Origin of the sequence: Pseudomonas sp. TH04, assembly GCF_016651355.1 — a bacterium.
Lineage (GTDB): Bacteria > Pseudomonadota > Gammaproteobacteria > Pseudomonadales > Pseudomonadaceae > Aquipseudomonas > Aquipseudomonas fluorescens.
Genome location: NZ_JAEKEA010000001.1, coordinates 4,774,804 through 4,794,302, shown reverse-complemented (window position 1 = coordinate 4,794,302; position 19,499 = coordinate 4,774,804). Strand labels below are relative to the sequence as shown.

The 19,499-nt window shown below is 59.8% G+C and carries 16 protein-coding genes and 2 tRNA genes; 10 read left to right on the top strand and 8 right to left on the bottom strand.

Going from position 1 to position 19,499, the window contains the following annotated elements:
- Window positions 1-37 precede the first annotated feature (37 nt).
- The 4 genes from JFT85_RS21575 to JFT85_RS21560 form a co-directional block, all read right to left on the bottom strand.
- Complete coding sequence (locus tag JFT85_RS21575) at window positions 38-334, bottom strand: co-chaperone GroES (RefSeq protein ID WP_017139748.1); 297 nt, start codon at window positions 332-334, stop codon at window positions 38-40.
- Window positions 335-581: 247 nt separating this feature from the next.
- The gene (locus JFT85_RS21570) at window positions 582-1,058 is read right to left on the bottom strand and encodes an FxsA family protein (protein ID WP_053257817.1); all 477 of its coding nucleotides are present in this window, start codon (window positions 1,056-1,058) and stop codon (window positions 582-584) included.
- A 66-nt stretch (window positions 1,059-1,124) separates the two neighbouring features.
- Entirely contained in the window at window positions 1,125-1,856 is a 732-nt protein-coding gene (locus JFT85_RS21565) for a HugZ family pyridoxamine 5'-phosphate oxidase (RefSeq protein WP_053257818.1), read from the bottom strand.
- Between the two features lie 112 nt (window positions 1,857-1,968).
- Window positions 1,969-2,976, bottom strand: coding sequence for a DUF481 domain-containing protein (locus tag JFT85_RS21560; RefSeq protein ID WP_053257819.1), 1,008 nt, complete (start codon window positions 2,974-2,976; stop codon window positions 1,969-1,971).
- Between the two features lie 134 nt (window positions 2,977-3,110).
- Here JFT85_RS21560 and JFT85_RS21555 point away from each other — a divergent pair, with 134 nt between their 5' ends.
- From JFT85_RS21555 to JFT85_RS21540, 4 genes are all read left to right on the top strand, one after another.
- Window positions 3,111-3,473 carry an MGMT family protein gene (locus JFT85_RS21555; protein ID WP_053257820.1) on the top strand — a complete coding sequence of 121 codons (363 nt, stop codon included), beginning with the start codon at window positions 3,111-3,113 and terminating at the stop codon, window positions 3,471-3,473.
- Between the two features lie 43 nt (window positions 3,474-3,516).
- Window positions 3,517-5,049, top strand: coding sequence for an AmpG family muropeptide MFS transporter (locus tag JFT85_RS21550; protein ID WP_053257821.1), 1,533 nt, complete (start codon window positions 3,517-3,519; stop codon window positions 5,047-5,049).
- 130 nt (window positions 5,050-5,179) lie between these two features.
- Window positions 5,180-6,895, top strand: a complete 1,716-nt coding sequence (locus JFT85_RS21545; RefSeq protein WP_008433579.1) for a proline--tRNA ligase — start codon at window positions 5,180-5,182, stop codon at window positions 6,893-6,895.
- A 20-nt stretch (window positions 6,896-6,915) separates the two neighbouring features.
- Window positions 6,916-7,869, top strand: coding sequence for a hypothetical protein (locus JFT85_RS21540; RefSeq protein WP_053257822.1), 954 nt, complete (start codon window positions 6,916-6,918; stop codon window positions 7,867-7,869).
- 130 nt (window positions 7,870-7,999) lie between these two features.
- On the opposite strand, the gene dinB is transcribed toward JFT85_RS21540, so the two are convergent.
- Entirely contained in the window at window positions 8,000-9,058 is a 1,059-nt protein-coding gene (gene dinB, locus JFT85_RS21535; RefSeq protein ID WP_053257823.1) for a DNA polymerase IV, read from the bottom strand.
- 280 nt (window positions 9,059-9,338) lie between these two features.
- Here dinB and JFT85_RS21530 point away from each other — a divergent pair.
- From JFT85_RS21530 to JFT85_RS21515, 4 genes are all read left to right on the top strand, one after another.
- Window positions 9,339-9,415 (top strand) — tRNA-Met (locus JFT85_RS21530).
- A 207-nt stretch (window positions 9,416-9,622) separates the two neighbouring features.
- Window positions 9,623-9,699: transfer RNA gene (locus JFT85_RS21525), tRNA-Met, on the top strand.
- Between the two features lie 280 nt (window positions 9,700-9,979).
- Window positions 9,980-12,622, top strand: coding sequence for a bifunctional lysylphosphatidylglycerol flippase/synthetase MprF (gene mprF / locus JFT85_RS21520; RefSeq protein WP_053257824.1), 2,643 nt, complete (start codon window positions 9,980-9,982; stop codon window positions 12,620-12,622).
- Window positions 12,622-13,908 (top strand): virulence factor family protein, encoded by a 1,287-nt coding sequence (locus JFT85_RS21515; protein WP_201230390.1) that lies wholly within the window; start codon window positions 12,622-12,624, stop codon window positions 13,906-13,908. The genes mprF and JFT85_RS21515 overlap by 1 nt, the downstream gene beginning before the upstream one ends.
- A 137-nt stretch (window positions 13,909-14,045) precedes the next feature.
- Here the strand turns inward: JFT85_RS21515 and recJ are convergent, their stop codons facing one another.
- Window positions 14,046-15,755, bottom strand: coding sequence for a single-stranded-DNA-specific exonuclease RecJ (gene recJ / locus JFT85_RS21510; protein ID WP_053257826.1), 1,710 nt, complete (start codon window positions 15,753-15,755; stop codon window positions 14,046-14,048).
- A gap of 158 nt (window positions 15,756-15,913) precedes the next feature.
- A complete protein-coding gene (locus tag JFT85_RS21505) occupies window positions 15,914-16,456 on the bottom strand; it encodes a YaeQ family protein (RefSeq protein ID WP_053257827.1) in 543 nt (180 codons plus the stop codon).
- A gap of 149 nt (window positions 16,457-16,605) precedes the next feature.
- Here JFT85_RS21505 and JFT85_RS21500 point away from each other — a divergent pair, with 149 nt between their 5' ends.
- Both JFT85_RS21500 and JFT85_RS21495 read left to right on the top strand, forming a co-directional pair.
- The gene (locus JFT85_RS21500; RefSeq protein WP_169875613.1) at window positions 16,606-17,805 is read left to right on the top strand and encodes a CaiB/BaiF CoA transferase family protein; all 1,200 of its coding nucleotides are present in this window, start codon (window positions 16,606-16,608) and stop codon (window positions 17,803-17,805) included.
- Window positions 17,805-18,689 carry a TIGR02285 family protein gene (locus tag JFT85_RS21495; protein ID WP_187601429.1) on the top strand — a complete coding sequence of 295 codons (885 nt, stop codon included), beginning with the start codon at window positions 17,805-17,807 and terminating at the stop codon, window positions 18,687-18,689. The genes JFT85_RS21500 and JFT85_RS21495 overlap by 1 nt, the downstream gene beginning before the upstream one ends.
- A gap of 169 nt (window positions 18,690-18,858) precedes the next feature.
- Here JFT85_RS21495 and JFT85_RS21490 read toward each other — a convergent pair whose 3' ends face one another.
- Window positions 18,859-19,143: a DUF3509 domain-containing protein gene (locus JFT85_RS21490; RefSeq protein ID WP_053257830.1), complete on the bottom strand. Its 285-nt coding sequence runs from the start codon at window positions 19,141-19,143 to the stop codon at window positions 18,859-18,861.
- Window positions 19,144-19,499 lie beyond the last annotated feature (356 nt).

The following is a 19,499-nucleotide window of genomic DNA, read 5'->3' as shown; positions in this document are numbered from 1 at the left end:
TTAAATACTTTGTAGTAACGGGAAAATGAGCGGGGAATCAGTCTTCCAGAACGGCGAGAATCTCGTTCTCAGCCATGACCAGCAGGTCTTCGCCGTCGACTTTCACAGTGTTGCTGCCGGAGTAAGGGCCGAAAACAACCTTGTCACCCACTTTTACGGCCAGCTCACGTACTTGACCGTTTTCCAGCGTCTTGCCCGGGCCAGCAGCGAGAATCACACCGTGGTTGGCTTTTTCAGCAGCCGAACCTGGCAGAACGATACCGCCGGCGGTTTTCTTTTCTTCTTCGCTGCGACGGATTACGACGCGGTCGTGCAGAGGACGAAGCTTGCTCATTGTCGATCTCTCCTAATTGTGTTTTTCATCGGCCGGTATCGGTACCGGCGGGTTGTATTCCGGCTGTGCCGGTCGCGCCTCGCCAAGCAAGACGCGGAAGTCTGTCTGGTGTCGCCACCAGAAACCTTGCGGTGACCGTTACATAAGGGCGCATAAGCTTATTACAAGGGGCCGCCGCGGAAATTTTTTGCGTGTGCCGGGCGGTAAACGCAACACGGCACCCGAAGGTGCCGTGCCGATTAAGCCGTTATTTGCTGTCGCGGTGCTCGAACTCACCCTCGATCACATCACCTTCACGCCCCAACGGTTGGCGCGGAGCCGGGCCGCCACGCGGTTGCAGGTCGTCGGCGAACGCACGCTGACGAATCGCAGCCTCTTCGGCACGCTGGCGCATCTTGCCGGCCAGCAGCTTGCGGGTGAACGGCAGCAGCATGACCAGGCCCACCACATCGCTGATGAAACCCGGCAGGATCAACAAGCCACCGGCCAAAGCCATCATCAGGCCTTCGAGCATGGTCTGAGCGGGCAATTCGCCACGGTTCAGGCTTTCACGGGCACGTAACGCGGTCGCCAGGCCGGCAACGCGCAGCACCAGGACGCCGAGCATCGAGCCTGCAATTATCAGCAACAGTGCCGGGAAGAACCCGATCGCACTGCTGACTTGAACGAATACGAACAGCTCCAACACCGGAAACAGCAGAAAGAGCAATAAAAAAGGGCGCATCAAATGGTTCCTCAACGCAAGAATGCCTTGCCAGTTCACCTTAGATGACGTCGCCGTTTCGTGAATTCAAGCGTCGGCGGGTTCTTTTTTCGGCCAAACCTCGGCGTGAGCCAATGAAACCAAGGCTTCGCGTACTTGTGTCGGAGTGTTGCAAGACGCTGCGAAAGGCAGCCAATGCAGAGACTGACCGATGCGCAGGTGCATGCCTTCGCTGTCGATACCGGCCAACTGTGCAGGTTCATGCGCAGGCAAGCCGGCGAGTTCGACGTAATGCGCAATGGCCTTGGTGTGGTCGCTGTTCATGTGCTCGATCATGCTGCGCTCGGTCTTGCCGGCGAACGGGTTGGCCAGGGTCAACTGATCGACCCAGTGAATCGCGCCAAACCCGCCGATGTAACGGTGACGCACGGGCTTGAGCACCCAGAAGTCGAAATCGTGGGCCTTGTGATAGTTGGCCGAATCCGGGAAATAGCGGTAATAGCGCTCGGCAGCCGCTTCAATCGCAACCTCATCCTCAAGCTTTTCAGCTTCGGCCAGGTAGGTCAGGCGCCCTACTGCTTGTATATCATCGGCCTCGCGCTCACCCACCAGCAGCGAACACTTGGGATCTTTCTGCAGGTTGTGGGTGTGCTGGGCGATACGGCTGATCAGGATAATCGGGCGGCCCTGCTCGTCGAGGCAATAGGGCACGACCGAGCCGAAGGGAAACCCGGGCATGGCTTTGGATAATGTGGAGAGAGCCCCACGGTATTCCTTGAGCAACAGCTCTCGGGCGTTCTTGGCAACCTGCGCGCTCACTGTATGACTCCTCGGGTGTTCAGCCGCCCACAGCGCATGACGTCTATGGGAATGAATCTCAACACAAGGTAATCAATATCCGCGCAGGTTGCCAGAGTGACCGATGCAGCTTTTACCAGGCCACGCCGAACCCGGCGGTGTAGCGGGTCTTGTCCAGGCTGCTCTGGGATTCGCCATTGATGATGTCGCGCTCAGCCTTGAGGTTGAGCGAAGCCCATTCAGTGACTTTGTAACGCAGCCCCATTTCTGCATCCAGGGAGTATTCGGACGGCCCGGCAAGTGGTTTGCCCAACTCACCATTGGTGAAGAACTCCACGGTCTTGCCCACCAGGTAGCGGTTGTAGCTCCACTTCATGGCCAGGGAATAGAAGTTGGTCTTGCCGCCGTCGGCATATTGATAATCCGTGCGGTTAACCAGCGAACCGAGGGAGAACGCGCCCAGCTCATCGTCCCAGAACTGGTAGCCAGGGCCGGTACCGACGGTGCGTTGGCGGGACAAGTCTTCCACTTCGTCGCGTTTGTAAGTCAGTCGGCCCTGCCAGAACCAATGCTCGGTAATAAAGCGGTCCAAGTCATATTCCAGCGCCCAGTTATCGGTGGTGGTCACGTCATCCTGGAATTCGCGGTTGTATTCACCCTTCGCGGTATGGCGCCACTGGCCGTGACGGGCCGAGGTCTTGAAGTCGACGTCGTAGTCGTTGGTGTCTTTGTCGGCGCGTTTGTAGTCCAGCGCCAGGTCGACGTTGCCCTTCCACACCAGGTCTTCGATGACCGGCTTGGGCTTGATGATTTGCTGGATGCTGGCCAAGTCCACGGTCTTGGGCGCCTCACCATTGGCGAGAACGACCTTGCCGTCCTCCGCCGCTTTCAGAGACTTGGCTTTCTCACCGCTGTAGGCGTCCTGCTTGACCAGCAGCTCCTGATCACTTTCCAGGGTTTTGACTTGTTTCCAATCCACCGGAATCGCCCCCGCGTAGCTGGTCTGAATCAGCAGCTTGCCACCGTCGAAGACTTTGATCTTGCCGGTCAGGCGGTCACCGTTTTTCAACCAGACAGTGTCGGCGAGCAAGGGCGTGGAGGCGCTGAAAACAGCAAGGCACAGCAGGGTTCTGGACAACATAAGCGGATTCGGAGCTCAGGGTTGGCGAAAAAAGAGGCGCTATCGTGTTAGATAGGTACGACTGACTCAAGGATTTATGATGAGTTCAATGCTCACAGCCCTGTTTTGAGATGTTTCTGACAAAGACCCCGACGATGCCCACAGCGAATTTACCTGCCGATCCCCCCCAAAGCCCGGCCGACATGCGGCGCACGGCGTTGTACCTGACCTTGGCGCAAGTGCCCGAAGGTTGCGTGGTGAGTTATGGCGAGTTGGCGCACCTGGCCGGCCTGGGCCGCGCCGCGCGCTGGGTCGGGCGTACGCTCAGCCAACTGCCCGAGGACACCCGGTTACCCTGGCACCGGGTTTTGGGTGCCGGTGGTCGGATAAGTCTGCCGGTGGGCAGTGCATCAGGCGATGAACAACGTGCGCGTTTACGCAGCGAAGGCGTCAGTATCCTGAACAATCGCGTTGATATTCAGCGTCATGGCTGGCGCCCGGTAGAGCACAGCGGTTAGAGTGCGCGCTTTGTTTCCGCAAATCTGAGGCAGACTCCAGCCCATGCCCCGTAAAACCTGGCGCGCCGCGCTCGCCGCCTATGCCAGCCCCTCGACGTTAGTGCTGTTGTTGCTCGGCTTTGCCGCCGGCTTGCCTTACATGTTGGTGTTTTCGACGCTTTCTGTGTGGTTGCGCGAGGCCGGCGTGGCCCGCGAGACCATCGGCTATGCGAGCCTGATCGGCCTGGCCTATGCCTTTAAATGGGTCTGGTCGCCGCTGCTCGACCAATGGCGCCTGCCGCTGCTCGGCAAACTCGGACGTCGTCGCTCCTGGCTGGTACTTGCCCAAACGCTGGTGATCCTCGGGTTGATCGGCATGGGTTTCTGCGACCCACAGAAACACCTGTCCTGGCTGATCGCTATTGCCGTCATTGTTGCTTTCGCTTCGGCCACCCAAGACATCGCGGTAGACGCTTATCGCCTGGAAATTGCCGATGACAGCCGCCAGGCCGCTCTGGCCGCCAGCTACATGTCCGGTTATCGCATCGCCGCCCTGCTGGCCACGGCCGGTGCGTTGTTCTTTGCCGAAGGCTTCGGTTCGACCGGCTTCAACTATAAGCACTCGGCTTGGACCGGCACTTATGTGCTGTTCGGCGTGCTGATGATCCCGGCACTGCTGACCACCTTCTTCATGCGTGAACCCGATGTGCCACTGCGCACCCAGTTGCAGGCCGGCCGCTACAGCTTCGCGCACCAATTGATCTCGGTGTTCGTGCTGATCGTACTGCTGGTGTCGGTCCCCGCGATGTTCACCCAGCTGTACAACACGGATTTCGCCAGTGTGCTGTTCCACGGCGTGAGCCTGTGGGAGCTGCTGATGGAAGACCGCGCCTTCCTGCGCGCCATCCTGTACATCATCCTCACGACCCTGTGCCTCTCAGCCATGGGCCGGCGTGGCTTGGCGCCGGTGCTGACGCCGATCAATGATTTTATCCTGCGCTACCGCTGGCAGGCGCTGCTGCTGCTCGGGCTGATTGCGACCTATCGCATGTCCGATACGGTGATGGGCGTGATGGCCAACGTGTTCTACATCGACCAGGGCTTTACCAAGGACCAGATTGCGGGGGTCAGCAAGATCTTCGGCCTGATCATGACCCTGCTCGGCGCCGGTATGGGCGGCCTGCTGATTGTGCGGTTCGGTATCCTGCCGATCCTGTTCATCGGCGGCGTATGCTCGGCGGCGACCAACCTGTTGTTCGTGATGCTCGCCGACATGGGCCCGGACCTGCAGATGCTGATTTTCACGATTTCCCTGGATAACTTCAGCTCGGGCCTGGCCACTTCGGCGTTTGTCGCCTACCTGTCGAGCCTGACCAACCTCAAGTTCTCTGCCACCCAATATGCGTTGCTCAGCTCCATCATGCTGCTGCTGCCGCGTCTGATTGGTGGCTATTCGGGCGTGATGGTCGAGAAGTTCGGTTACCACAACTTCTTCATCATCACCTGCCTGCTGGGTGTGCCGACGCTGTTCCTGATTGCCTTGCACTGGTTTCAGGAAAGTCGGCGGGCTCGTTTGAGCCCTTCACAGGAAGACTGACACCGCTCGGTCACTGCGGGAGCGAGCGCGCTCCCACATCCCCCTCTGCATTCTGATACCTGTACTCCAGCAGTTTGCGCCCGTACAATCCCAAGTCATTTCAAGTCCAAGCAACCGACAACGGCCTACCATGCGTACCAGTCAATATTTGCTCGCCACACAGAAAGAAACGCCTTCCGACGCGGTCGTGATCAGCCATCAGCTGATGCTGCGCGCGGGCATGATCCGCAAACTGGCCTCCGGCCTGTACACCTGGCTGCCCATGGGCTTGAAGGTGATGCGCAAGGTCGAAGCGATCGTTCGCGAAGAAATGAACGCCGCCGGCTCTCTGGAAGTGTTGATGCCAAGTACCCAACCGGCTGAGTTGTGGCAGGAATCCGGGCGCTGGGAAGAGTACGGCCCTGAGTTGTTGCGCTTCAAGGACCGTCATGGCCGTGATTTCTGCGCCGGCCCGACCCACGAAGAAGTCATCACCGACCTGATGCGCAACGAGCTGAGCAGCTACAAACAGCTGCCGCTGAACCTGTATCAGATCCAGACCAAATTCCGTGACGAAATCCGCCCACGCTTCGGCTTGATGCGTGGCCGCGAATTCATCATGAAGGACGCCTATTCGTTCCACGCAGACCAAGCGTCGCTGCAGGTCACCTACGACCGCATGCACACCGCCTACTGCAACGTGTTTACCCGCCTGGGCCTGAAATTCCGCCCGGTTGAAGCAGACAACGGCTCCATCGGTGGCGCCGGCTCCCACGAGTTCCATGTACTGGCCGAGTCCGGCGAAGACGACATCGTGTTCAGCAACGGCTCCGACTACGCGGCGAACATCGAAAAAGCCGAAGCCGTACCGCGCGAAACGTCCCGCCCTGCGCCAAGCGAAGAGCTGCGCCTGGTCGATACGCCAGAAACCAAGACCATCGCGGCCCTGGTGGAAAAATTCAATCTGCCGATTGAAAAGACCATCAAGACCCTGATCGTGCGCGCCGAAGAAGAAGGCAAGCTGATCGCCCTGGTCATTCGTGGCGACCACGAGCTCAACGAAATCAAGGCAGCCCAGCAGCCAGGCGTTGCCAGCCCGCTGGTGATGGCCACCGACGCTGAGCTGCGTGACGCCATCGGCGCCGGTGCCGGCTCCCTGGGCCCGCTGAACCTGCCGCTGCCGATCATCATCGACCGCTCGGTCGAGCTGATGAGCGACTTCGGTATCGGCGCGAACATCGACGACAAGCACTACTTCGGCGTGAACTGGGAGCGTGACCTGCCGGTGCCGACCGTGGCCGACCTGCGTAACGTGGTAGCCGGTGACCCAAGCCCGGATGGCAAGGGCACCCTGGAAATCAAGCGCGGCATTGAAGTCGGGCACATCTTCCAGCTGGGCAACAAGTACAGTAAGGCGATGAAGTGCGAAGTGCTGGGCGAGAACGGCAAGCCGATCACCCTGGAAATGGGGTGCTACGGCATTGGCGTGTCCCGTGTGGTTGCCGCTGCGATCGAGCAGAACAACGACGAGAAAGGCATCATCTGGAGCGACGCCCTGGCACCGTTCCAGGTTGCCCTGGTACCGCTGCGCTATGAAACCGAGCAAGTACGCGAAGCCACCGACAAACTGTATGCCGAACTGACGGCCGCCGGTTTTGAAGTGTTGCTCGATGACCGGGACAAGAAAACCAGCCCGGGCATCAAGTTCGCCGACATGGAACTGATTGGCATCCCGCACCGGATCGTGGTCAGTGACCGCGGCCTGGCCGATGGCAATCTGGAATACAAGAGCCGGACCGAAGCCGAAGCCCAACCGTTGCCGGTGGCTGACGTGCTGTCTTTCCTTCAGGCGCGTATTCGTCGCTGAAAACCAGATCAAGAGAAGTCATGTTCAAGCGAAACACCAGAGCCCTGGGGGGCGCCGCCTTGTGCGGCGCCCTGCTGGTCAGCGGCTGCGCCAACCAGATGTCGCAACGCAGTGAGCACGAGGAGCGGGTCGAGCGTAAGTTGCTCGATCACAGCCTGCAAATCGATGTAGGCGAACCCAAAGTATTGGAACTTCCACAACGCCGGGTTCGCATTCACGAGCAAAAGACCTTCGAGGTCACCGAATTCGAAGTCACCCGCCGTTACGATCGCTACACCCCCTACCAACCCTGGCGCAAACTCTATGAGATGCCCCTGGGCGCGGTCGCCCTGGTGGCGGGCGCGGGCGCCAACGTGGCGAATATCTTCGCCCTTGGCAACTTGCCTACCAGCATGACGCGCGATTGGCTGACGTATGGCGTGGACGGCATCAACCCGTTCATGAACGTGCAATCCCATGGCCGTGCGCAACAGAACCTGGCCGGTATCGATGAGGTCCAGCGCGACAAGCGCACGGAGTATTCGAGCCTGCCCTGGAGCGAGCGTCCGGTACAGGTCACCGCCGGCAAGCAAACCCATGAGCTGACCACCGACCGCGACGGCGTATTGCGCCTGAACCTCTTGGACAGCCCCTTTGCCGAGCAGGACCTGAACCGCATCACCACCTTGAAAATCAGCGTGGAGGATGGCCAGGACGACGCGCATTCGGACTCCACCCTGGCGATCAGCAATACCTTGCGTGGCAAGTTGCTGGAAGCTCATGGCCTGATCTACGACGATCTGGAAGACGATGAAGTCAACCAGTGGGTGCACCGGGTCAAGCGCCTGTCGGAACTGGGCCTGGAAGAAGAAGCCAGCGAACTGGAACAAAGCCTGATCGAACTGACCCGCAACGATCCCGAGTTGCAGCAGGAGTTTCTGCAGGCGCTGACCAAGGATGCGGGGCGGCTTGTCGCAGATCCTGGGGCACGCTGAGATTCTGAAAACGCTATAGATCTAAATGTGGGAGCGGGCTTGCTCGCGAATGCGCAGTGTCAGTTGATACATTCATCACTGATACACCGTATTCGCGAGCAAGCCCGCTCCCACATTTGGTTTCCGGTTTCTACCAGGGAAATTGAAGCTGCTCGTTGCCGCTGCTCAGGTCCAGCAACCGCACCCCAATCCCCAACAACCGCACCGGCTTGCCGCCGCGATTGAACGCCTGGCTCAACAGCTGTTGATAACTTTCCAGGTCCCGCCCTGCCCCGGCCTGCTCCAGCGTGGTCTGGGTAAAGTCATGAAACTTCACTTTGACGAACGGCTTGCCCGCGCGGTAACTGCTGTCGATGCGCGCCATGCGCCCGGCCAGGGTTTCCATCAGCTCAGGAAGTTTCGCCAAACAACTTGAGAGATCCGGCAGATCTACATCGTAGGTATTTTCCACACTGATGGATTGCCGGCGGCTGTCGTTCTGCACCACGCGGTCATCAATCCCACGGGCCAGGCTCCAAAGCCGCTCGCCAAAGCTGCCGAATTCGCGCACCAGTGACAGCTTGTTCCACTCGCGTAATTGCAGGCAGTCTTCAATGCCCAGGCGCGCCAGCTTATCGGCCGTGACCTTGCCGACGCCGTGCAATTTGTTCACCGGCAACTGGGAGACAAAGTCTTCGATCTGATCCGGCGTAATCACAAACAGGCCGTTGGGCTTTTTCCAGTCGCTGGCGATCTTTGCTAAAAACTTGTTGGGCGCAACGCCCGCAGACACGGTGATGTGCAACTGGTTGGAGACACGACGGCGAATATCCTGAGCGATACGTGTGGCGCTGCCGCCAAAATGCGGGCTGTCGGAGACATCAAGATAGGCTTCGTCCAGCGACAGTGGCTCGATCAGGTCGGTGTAATCACGAAAGATCGTCTGGATTTCCTTGGACGCTTCTTTATAAGCGTCCATGCGCGGCTTGACGATGGTCAGGTCCGGGCACAGCTTCAAGGCGTGGCGCGACGACATGGCCGAGCGAACGCCATACGCCCGCGCCTCGTAGTTGCAGGTTGCGATCACCCCTCGTCTATCCGCCGAGCCGCCGACCGCCAGAGGCTTTTGTGCCAGGCTCGGGTCGTCGCGCATCTCGATGGCGGCGTAGAAGCAATCACAGTCGACGTGGATGATTTTGCGCTGCGTCATATAAACAGAAGGTGTAATCCAACGGATGGCCAGTATCGCACTCACCCCTGTATATAGCACCAGTAGTTTGAATCTTCCGCGCGAGCGGTAGGAAAACGTACAGATGAATTTATTTTTTCAATCGAAATCAGGCTACCGATAGAGCCGAAACCCTTGGCCACACTGGCCCGGAGGCATTTCCACCCCTGCTTTGGAGAGCTAACCGATTGAACCACAAGCGCTTTTCTTCAATTCACGGGTTGACACACCTGCGTTCCTCTGTAGAATGCCGACACACAGACGCGGGATGGAGCAGTCTGGTAGCTCGTCGGGCTCATAACCCGAAGGTCGTCGGTTCAAATCCGGCTCCCGCAACCAAACATCAAAAAAGGCTACTCGAAAGAGTGGCCTTTTTTGTGCGCCTCTGTTTTACCCATGTATGAAAATTGTAAGACAAAAAACTCTTTCTCCATCGCGCACTTACCGCGCATGGGCAACACGCTGCGGTTATTTCACACTTATTTGACCCATCGGCCGATTAACGGTTGACACCCCGCCGCTGGGCTGTAGAATGCCGGCCACAGACGCGGGATGGAGCAGTCTGGTAGCTCGTCGGGCTCATAACCCGAAGGTCGTCGGTTCAAATCCGGCTCCCGCAACCAAACATCAAGAAAGGCCACTCGAAAGAGTGGCCTTTTTTGTATCCGGTTAAAAAAGTTCTTCTGAAACAATGGCATGGCATCTTTCATGAAACCGGATACGGTTTGCAGAGTCCATGTCACTGCAAGCTATGCTCAGTACTCAAGCACGACCCTCTACGACCAATGGCCGCATTCGCCCCACCCGGCGATAAGCGTTAATATTTGTAATTATTTTGTCCATAGGGATTGGTAACTTGGCTGGATACCCCCATCCTGTCGCGCACAATCCACGAGGTGATTGATGCGCGCCAACTCGTCTGAACCACAAGACACCGTCACAGCGGAACAACCGATTACTCCCACCCGTTTGCGTTGGCTGGATCTGTTGAGCAAATACCGTCAACCCATCGGGCTGGCCGTCACTCTATTGCTGTTCGCAATTGCCCTGATCGCCTGCCGACACCTGCTGTTGGAACTGGACCTGTACGCACTCCACGACTCGATCCTGGAGGTGCCCAAGCCGGCACTGCTGGGCGCGTTTGCGGCGGCGGTCGCCGGTTTCATCATTCTGCTGGGTTATGAGTTTTCCGGCGCCCGTTATGCCGGGGTGCAACTGCCTGCCAAGACCTTGGCCCTGGGTGGTTTCACCGCCTTTGCGATTGGCAATGCCATAGGCCTGTCGATGCTTTCCGGCGGCTCGGTGCGTTACCGCTTATATGCACGCCATGGCATCGGGGCATCGGAAGTTGCCCACATGACCGTATTCGCCAGTCTGGCCCTGGGCACTGCCCTGCCGCCGCTGGCCGCACTGGCCACGCTGAGTAACTTGCCGGCGGCGTCCACCTACCTGCATTTGTCGCAAGGTTTGCTCGGCAGCATTGCTGGCGCGGTCCTGCTGTTGTCGGTCGCACTGTGCATCGGCATTTATCGTCGCCGCCTGCCGGAACAACCTTACCCGGACAACCTGCTGGTCAAGGCGGGGCGCCGCACGCTGCGCCTGCCGGGCCGGCGCCTGACCTTCCTGCAGTTGATCATCACCGCACTCGACGTGGCAGCTGCCGCCACGGTCCTCTATATGTTGCTGCCGGAAGCACCGCCGTTCGGTCCCTTCCTGCTGGTGTATCTGTTGGCCCTGGCCGCCGGCGTACTCAGCCATGTGCCGGGCGGTGTGGGTGTATTCGAAGCGATTCTGCTCGCCGCCTTCGCCGACAAGCTCGGTGCCGCGCCATTGGCCGCCGCCCTGTTGCTGTACCGGATGATCTACGTGGTCCTGCCGCTGCTGATCGCCTGCGTGTTCCTGCTGGTCAACGAAGCTCAGCGCCTGTTCCAGACCCAGCAGAGCCTGCGGGTTGCATCCGGCCTGGCCGCGCCCGTGCTGGCCGTACTGGTTTTTTTGTCAGGCGTGGTCCTGCTGTTTTCCGGCGCAACGCCGGAAATCGACACACGCCTGGAAAACATCGGCTTTCTGATTCCCCACCGCCTGATTGATGCCTCGCACTTTGGCGCCAGCCTGATCGGCGTGCTGTGCCTGTTGCTCGCCCAGGGCCTGCGTCGGCGTTTGTCGGCTGCGTGGATGCTGACCATGGTGCTGCTGCTGACCGGCGCCCTGCTCTCGCTGCTCAAAGGCTTTGACTGGGAAGAAGCCAGCCTGATGATCATGACGGCGGTGCTGCTGGCGATCTTCCGTCGCTCGTTCTACCGCGCGAGCCGCCTCACCGAGTTGCCGTTCTCGCCGTTGTACCTGGTGGCCAGCGTTTGCGTGCTGGGCGCCTCGATCTGGCTGCTGCTGTTTGCCTATCAAGACGTGCCGTACAGCCATCAACTGTGGTGGCAGTTCACCCTGGATGCCAACGCCCCTCGCGGCCTGCGCTCATTGCTCGGTGCGGCAGTGTTGCTGGTGATCGTCTCGTTGACCTGGCTGCTGCGCACTGCGCGACCAGTGATCCACCTGCCGACACCCGACGAACTGGCGCGCGCCAGCAAGATTCTGATGGCCTCGTCCCAACCCGACGGCGGCCTGGCGCTGACCGGCGACAAGGCGCTGCTGTTCCACCCTAACGACGAAGCCTTCCTGATGTACGCCCGCCGTGGGCGCAGCCTGGTGGCCTTGTATGACCCGATCGGCCCGACGCAACCCCGCGCCGAGATGATCTGGCAGTTCCGCGACCTGTGCGACATCCATCACGCCCGCCCGGTGTTCTACCAGGTCCGCGCCGAGAACCTGCCGTACTACATGGACATCGGCCTCACCGCGATCAAGCTGGGTGAAGAAGCCCGCGTCGACCTGAAACGCTTTGACCTGGAAGCCAAGGGCAAAGAGATGAAGGATTTGCGCTACACCTGGAACCGCGGCACCCGGGACGGCTTGTCCCTGGAGATCTGCGAACCGGGCCAGGCGCCGATGGATGAACTCAAAGTCATCTCGGATGCCTGGCTGACCGGCAAGAACGTCCGGGAAAAAGGCTTTTCCCTGGGCCGTTTCAGCGACGACTACCTCAAGCACTTTCGCATCGCGATCATTCGCTTCGAAGGGCGCCCGGTGGCCTTCGCCAACCTGCTCGAGACCTACAACCATGACCTGGCCAGTCTCGACCTGATGCGTGCGCACCCGGACGCGCCGAAGCTGACCATGGAGTTTATGATGGTCGGCCTGATTCAACATTATAAGAACCACGACTACGCCCGCTTCAGCCTCGGCATGGTGCCGTTGTCGGGCCTGCAACCACGCCGTGGCGCCCCGCTGACCCAACGCCTGGGCTCGATGGTGTTCCGCCGTGGCGAGCAACTGTATAACTTCCAAGGTTTGCGCCGCTTCAAAGACAAGTTCCAGCCTGACTGGGAACCCCGTTACATGGCCGTGCCCGCAGGACTTGATCCGCTGGTGGCACTGGCCGATACCGCCGCCCTGATTGCGGGCGGCTTGACTGGATTGGTGAAACGCTGATGATTCGACGCTCCTGGCGGTATGTATTGGCCTTTGTAGTGCTGCTCGCCCTGATCGCAGGCGGCGGCTTTTGGTTCTGGAACCGCCCTGCTCCGCAACCGACCCTGGAACAACTGCCACAGGCTGATGGCACGGTCATGACCCGCGTGACCCCCCACGGCTCGGCAAAAGCCCGTGTGGCGGTCGCGGTGATGGCCGATGAAACCCTGACCGACAGCCAGCTGATTGCCCTGAGCCAAGGCGGTGCTGCACAAATCGTTCAAGTGATCCTGCCCAAGGATGACTGCAAGTTGCAGGAACAAGCCCTGCAGAGCGCCCTGAGCCAGCTTAAAGGCCCGGCGACCCTGGTCAGCGGCATCGGCCCTGGCGCTGCGCTCGCCTGGCGTTGGTTGGCCGCACAGAACGATGACAAAGCCAACGCCATCTCCGTCGGCTTCACCCTGGTACAGGAAACTTGCAAGGACCCGCTGCCGAAGACCTCCGCCCATGGCAACTGGCTGGTGGCCTGGAACGACAACCCCGACGATGAAAGCGCCAGTTTCGTGCGCGACACCCCGCGCGCAATCACCAGCATCAGCGACTACGACATTCACTACCCGCAAGTGCTGAACAACGAACTGCGCAAGCAGTTGGTCGGTTCGGACAACGGCGGCCTGGCGATTCCCGTGGTCGAAGTCCCGGCTGGCCAAGCCAAGGACACCGTCACCCTGTTCCTCTCCGGTGACGGTGGCTGGCGTGACCTGGACCGCGACGTGGCGGGTGAAATGGCCAAGATCGGCTACCCGGTGGTCGGCATCGACACACTGCGCTACTACTGGCAGCACAAGACCCCGGAACAAAGCGCCAAGGACCTCACCGAGCTGATGCAGCATTACCGGCAGAAGTGGGGCACCAAGCGTTTCGTACTGACCGGCTACTCGTTCGGCGCCGACGTACTGCCCGCCATCTACAACCGCATGCCGGAGAACGAACAGCAGCGTGTCGACGCAATCATCCTGCTCGCCTTCGCACGCACCGGCAGCTTTGAAATCGAAGTGGAGGGCTGGTTGGGCAACGCCGGCAAAGAGGCCGCTACCGGCCCGGAAATGGCCAAGCTGCCGGCTGACAAAGTGGTGTGCATCTACGGTGCCGAAGAAGTCAACGAAAGTGGCTGCACCGACAAGACCGCGGTGGGCGAAGCGGTGAAACTGCCGGGCGGTCATCACTTTGATGAGAACTACCCGGCACTGGCCCAGCGTTTGGTGGACATCATCGTCAAGCACCAGGCCAAGGATAAAGCCGAGTAATCCCGCGCTGTACGCGGATCAACCCTGTGGGAGCGGGCTTGCTCGCGAAAGCGGTGGATCAGTCACAACACCTGTGACTGACACGCCCTATTCGCGAGCAAGCCCGCTCCCACATTGGTTTATGGCGTTGGTAAAAACTAGCGCGGCTCGATATGCGCAATCATCAGTTGCACGGTTTCCTGACCACGGAATTCGTTCACGTCCAGTTTGTAGGCCAATTCCACCCACCGCACCGTCGGGTTAGGCCAGACGTCTCGGTCCACGCCAAACGCAATGCCATCGAGCTTCACTGACCCGCACTCGCTCTTGAGCACCACTTTGAGGTGCCGCTCGCCTACCACGCGCTGTTCTACCAGCTGAAACACGCCATGAAACAGCGGCTCAGGAAAGTGCTGGCCCCATGGCCCGGCATGCCGCAATGCACGCGCCAGTTCGAGGTGAAACTCTTCAACCGCCAAAGTACCGTCGGACAACAGCCGCCCGGTGAGGTCTTCTTCGCGCAGTTGCCGACGCACTTCTGCGTCAAACGCTTCGGCAAACAGCGGGAAATTCGCCTCGGGCAACGTCAAGCCGGCCGCCATCGCATGGCCGCCGTATTTGGTGATGAGGTTGGGATGCTGGCTCGCGACGACCGCCAGCGCATCGCGGATGTGAAAACCCTGCACAGAGCGCCCTGAGCCCTTGAGCAGGCCATCACCGGCGTCGGCGAAGGCGATGGTCGGGCGGAAATACCGCTCTTTCATGCGCGACGCCAAAATGCCGATGACGCCCTGGTGCCATTCCGGGTCGAACAGGCACAAACCGTAGGGCATCGATTCCACCGGCAAGTCCTTGAGCTGGGCGAGCGCCTCACGCTGCATGCCCTGCTCGATGGATTTGCGGTCCTGGTTCATGCCATCCAGTTGCGCCGCCATTTCCCGTGCCGCGGCGAAGTCGCGGGTGAGCAGGCATTCGATGCCCAGGCTCATATCATCCAGGCGCCCGGCGGCATTCAGCCGTGGCCCGAGGATAAAACCAAGGTCAGTCGAGGTGATGCGGGCATGGTCGCGCTTGGCGACCTCAAGGATCGCCTTGATCCCCGGCCGGGCGCGACCGGCGCGAATCCGCTCCAGCCCCTGATGGACCAGGATGCGGTTGTTGGCGTCCAGCGGCACCACGTCGGCGACGCTGCCCAGGGCGACCAGGTCGAGCAACTCACCGATGTTCGGCTGCGGCGTGTTGTCGTACCAGCCCAGGCTGCGTAAACGCGCGCGCAAGGCCATCAACACATAAAATATTACGCCGACGCCTGCCAGCGCCTTGCTCGGGAACTCACAGCCGGGCTGGTTCGGGTTGACGATCGCATCCGCCGCCGGCAATTCATCGCCGGGCAAGTGGTGGTCAGTCACCAACACCTTCAACCCCGCCGCCTTGGCCGCCGCCACGCCTTCGACACTGGAGATGCCGTTATCCACGGTAATCAGCAACTGGGGCGTGCGCTGCAGCGCCACCGCGACGATTTCCGGGGTCAGGCCATAACCGTATTCAAAGCGGTTGGGGACCAGGTAGTCGACATGCGCCGCACCGAGCAAACGCAGGCCCAGGGTGCCCACGGTGCTGGCCGTCGCGCCGTCGGCGTCGAAGTCACCGACGATCAGGATGCGCTGGCGCTGCTCCAGGGCGGTCACCAGCAGGTCCACCGCCGCGTCGATGCCCTTGAGCTGCTGGTAGGGAATCAACCGCGCCAGGCTCTTGTCCAGTTCGGCTTCCGACTGCACCCCGCGCGCGGCGTAGAGACGGGTCAACAGCGGTGGCAATTCACCGAGAAACGGCAGGACAGCAGGCAACGGGCGAGGATCAATACGCATGGGGTGACGGAAGCTTCTCTTCTGGTACAACGGTTAAACACAGGTATTAACAACGAGAGCGATCAACGGTGAGCGCTGGTTTACCGGCGATGCCGCCACCTTGCCAAATCAGTTACGCAGCGCGGATGCTTTCGCGAGCAAGCCAGCACCCAGACGTTTTAACCGCGCTCACCGACCAACCATTCCAACTGCACTTCATGCTGGCCACGATCATCGGTCACGAAGATCGTGCCTTCGCTGATCATCACGTCCCACTTGATAACGCGCGGCATGTCCTTGGCCAGGGTCTCGAGGACTTCCTGAGGCACCGCAGCGATGTGTACGTTCTTCAGGTTTTTGGCCACCGGCACCACTTTGCCTTCCCACACACGCAGGCTGCCATAGGCCAGCAAGCTGGTGCGTTCGGTACGGCGCGAACACCAGGTGAGACGGTCGGCGTCAGGCTGGCCGACCTCAATCCAGTGAAGAACACGGTCATCCAGGCTTTTTTCCCACAGGGCTGGCTCGTCTACATCTGACAGACCACGGCCGAACGACAATTGCTCGTTGTACCAAAGGGCGTAGGCCAGCAGGCGCACGGTCATGCGTTCTTCGGTTTCCGAAGGATGGCGGGCGATGGTCTGTTTGACGCTCTCATACACCGAACGATCAAGGTCGGTGAGGTTGAGTTCGAATTTGTAGGTCGTGGACGGCTGGGCCATGAACGGGCTTCTAAAGACAGGGAAAGGCGGCCAGTCTAACCGATGGTGCAGCCATTCAACGAATACTGCGGTGCATCATCCTTATCCCTGGGCCGCTCGCCTATGTTAAAAGGCATCACACCACCGTTTAACGCTGGATAAGGATCCTCATGACGTTTAATGCCAAACCGCTGGCCGGTCTGAAAGTCATCGAACTGGGCACCTTGATTGCCGGCCCGTTTGCGTCTCGCATCTGCGCCGAATTCGGTGCCGAGGTGATCAAGGTCGAATCCCCGGACGGCGGCGACCCGCTGCGCAAATGGCGCAAGCTGTATGAAGGCACCTCACTGTGGTGGTTCGTGCAGGCGCGCAACAAGCAGTCGCTGACCCTGAACCTCAAGCACCCGGAAGGTTTGGCCATCCTTAAACAGTTGCTGGCGGATGCCGACATCCTGATTGAGAATTTCCGCCCCGGGGTCCTGGAAAAACTCGGCCTGAGCTGGGAAACCCTGCACGCGCTGAACCCGAAATTGGTGATGGTGCGGCTCTCGGGTTTTGGCCAGACCGGCCCGATGAAAGACCAGCCGGGGTTCGGCGCGGTGGGCGAATCCATGGGCGGCTTGCGCTATATCACCGGTTTCGAAGACCGCCCGCCGGTACGCACGGGGATCTCCATCGGCGACTCGATTGCGGCTTTGTGGGCCGTCATCGGTGCGCTGATGGCGCTGCGTCATCGCGAAGTCAACGGTGGGCTCGGCCAAGTCGTGGATGTGGCGCTGTACGAAGCCATCTTCGCGATGATGGAAAGCATGATTCCGGAATTTGACGTGTTCGGGTTTATTCGCGAGCGCACCGGCAACATCATGCCTGGCATTACGCCGTCATCGATTCATACCACCGCCGACGGCAAGCATGTGCAGATTGGCGCCAATGGCGATGCAATCTTCAAGCGCTTCATGAGCGCCATCGGCCGCGACGATCTGGCCAATGACCCACAGCTGGCGAGCAATGACGGACGCGATAACCGTCGTGATGAGCTATACGGCGTGATTGATCGCTGGGTCAATTCGCTGCCGTTGGACCACGTGGTTGAGCAATTGAACAAGGCCGAGGTGCCCGCCAGCCGTATCTACAGCGCCGAAGACATGCTGGGCGACCCGCAGTTTCTGGCGCGGGAAATGTTTCTCGACGCTCAGTTGCCCGGCGGCAAGGGCTTCAAGATGCCGGGGATCGTGCCCAAGCTGTCGCACACACCGGGGAGCTGTGAGTGGGTCGGGCCGCAGTTGGGCGAACACAACAGTACCGTCCTCAATGAACTGGGTTACGACGCCGCAGCCATCACCCGTTTGCGTGAGGTTGGCGCGATCTGATGGCTCGCCCGTACCCGTGCCGGTTTATTCGTCTGTGCCTGATGAGCGTGTGGCTCGGCGTGTGGCCGCTCGCGGCGCATGCCGAGGACACGCTGATCTGGCTGTTGCGCGACCTGCCGCCCATCACCATCTTTGAAGGGCCTCAGAAAGGTCAGGGAATACTGGATGAGTTGTTGCCGGTACTCGCCAAAAAACTGCCGCAGTATCGCCACACGGTGATGCACGTGAACCGCGCTCGCGGCATTCAAATGCTGCGCTCGCCGTCCCTGACCTGCGATCCCGCACTGCTGTGGACGCCGGAACGCGCGAAGTACGTGGTATTTTCGGCCCAGGCTTTCGTCTCGGTCAGCAACGGGGTGACGATCCAACGCAGCCAGCAGGAAGCCATGGCACCCTTCATTGCCGAGGGCCAATTTGATCTGCAAGCCTTTCTCGAATCCCCTAAAGCGCGCATTGGCGCTACCGCCGAACGCAGCTACGGCCCGACCATCGACGAACAGCTCAAGCACGCCGCGCCCCACACCCTGGCATTGCATTATGGCAACGACGCCCTTGGCAGCCTGTTGCAAATGCAGCGCCTTGGGCGGCTGGAGGCGGTGCTGGGTTACCCGCCGGAAATCCGCTATCACGCCCGGCAACAGGGGATTGCTGCCCACGACCTGATGTTCTATCCCATCAAGGGTTCAGCGCGTTATCAGCGCACGCACATTGGTTGTTCGGATACGCCACAAGGCCGTCAGGCCATACAGCTAATCAATCAGGCGATACGGGATATCCCACAGGAGCAGCTGCAGCAATCCTACGCATCATGGCTGGACCCGGTGATGCGCGCGCAGTATTTGTTGGACAACCCGAGTTTTTTCCACGACACCCCTGAGCCCTGACAAATCGCAGGCAAAAGAAACCCCGAGCAGTGGGGAGACAACTCGGGGTTAAACGTGGCCTACAAAGACCAGTACAGCAAGCCACAAACACCGGAGCACAATGTTTGCTCTTGCTGTTATGAAATCTGACCGGGCATGCCGTAGGAAGTTTCCATCATTAAACAATTCTTCATGCGAGGGCGCCGCCACGGGTTTGGGCTGCATTGCGCAATGCTGCAATAACCGAGGGTTCCAACCGCCCTTCAGCGATTTTCAGATCGCGTAGTAAACAATCCACCACATCCACCAGTGCACGCTTATCAGTCAATTGCGCCCGATCAACTTCACGCTCGACGACAATAGCGCCAGCAGGGTTCTTCACGGTCACCAGACACTCGCCCTGAAGGCCCGAGGTGGTCAATGTAACCTGATAAGGGCTCAGTGCTTCTTCGAGCAATAGGCTGATACTTTCCATCTCGATCACCACTCAATCATTCGAATAAGGTTCGAAAAACAAAAATGTCATTAAGGTGCTGACATTCAAGTGACCCGTGCTCAAAGCAGAAAGTTCGACCTTTTGTGTCGCCTCCTGCACGAGTCAAGCGAGCATGCACGGCAAAGATGACAGAGAGAAAACACCCACCCACAGGCTGGCCCCTCTGGAATATCCTCGGAGCCTGCCTTGCAGGCCCGGTTTGAACAGCCACGGCGCGCCGTGCTGGTCGTGCGCCAACCAGGCTCAGGTCATCGGCACTGGTGCCTAGGTAGCGCAGCGATTGAATGCCCTTGAATGTGTCGGTTGAGCGCCCGCGCACGTGGGCTCGCCAGAAT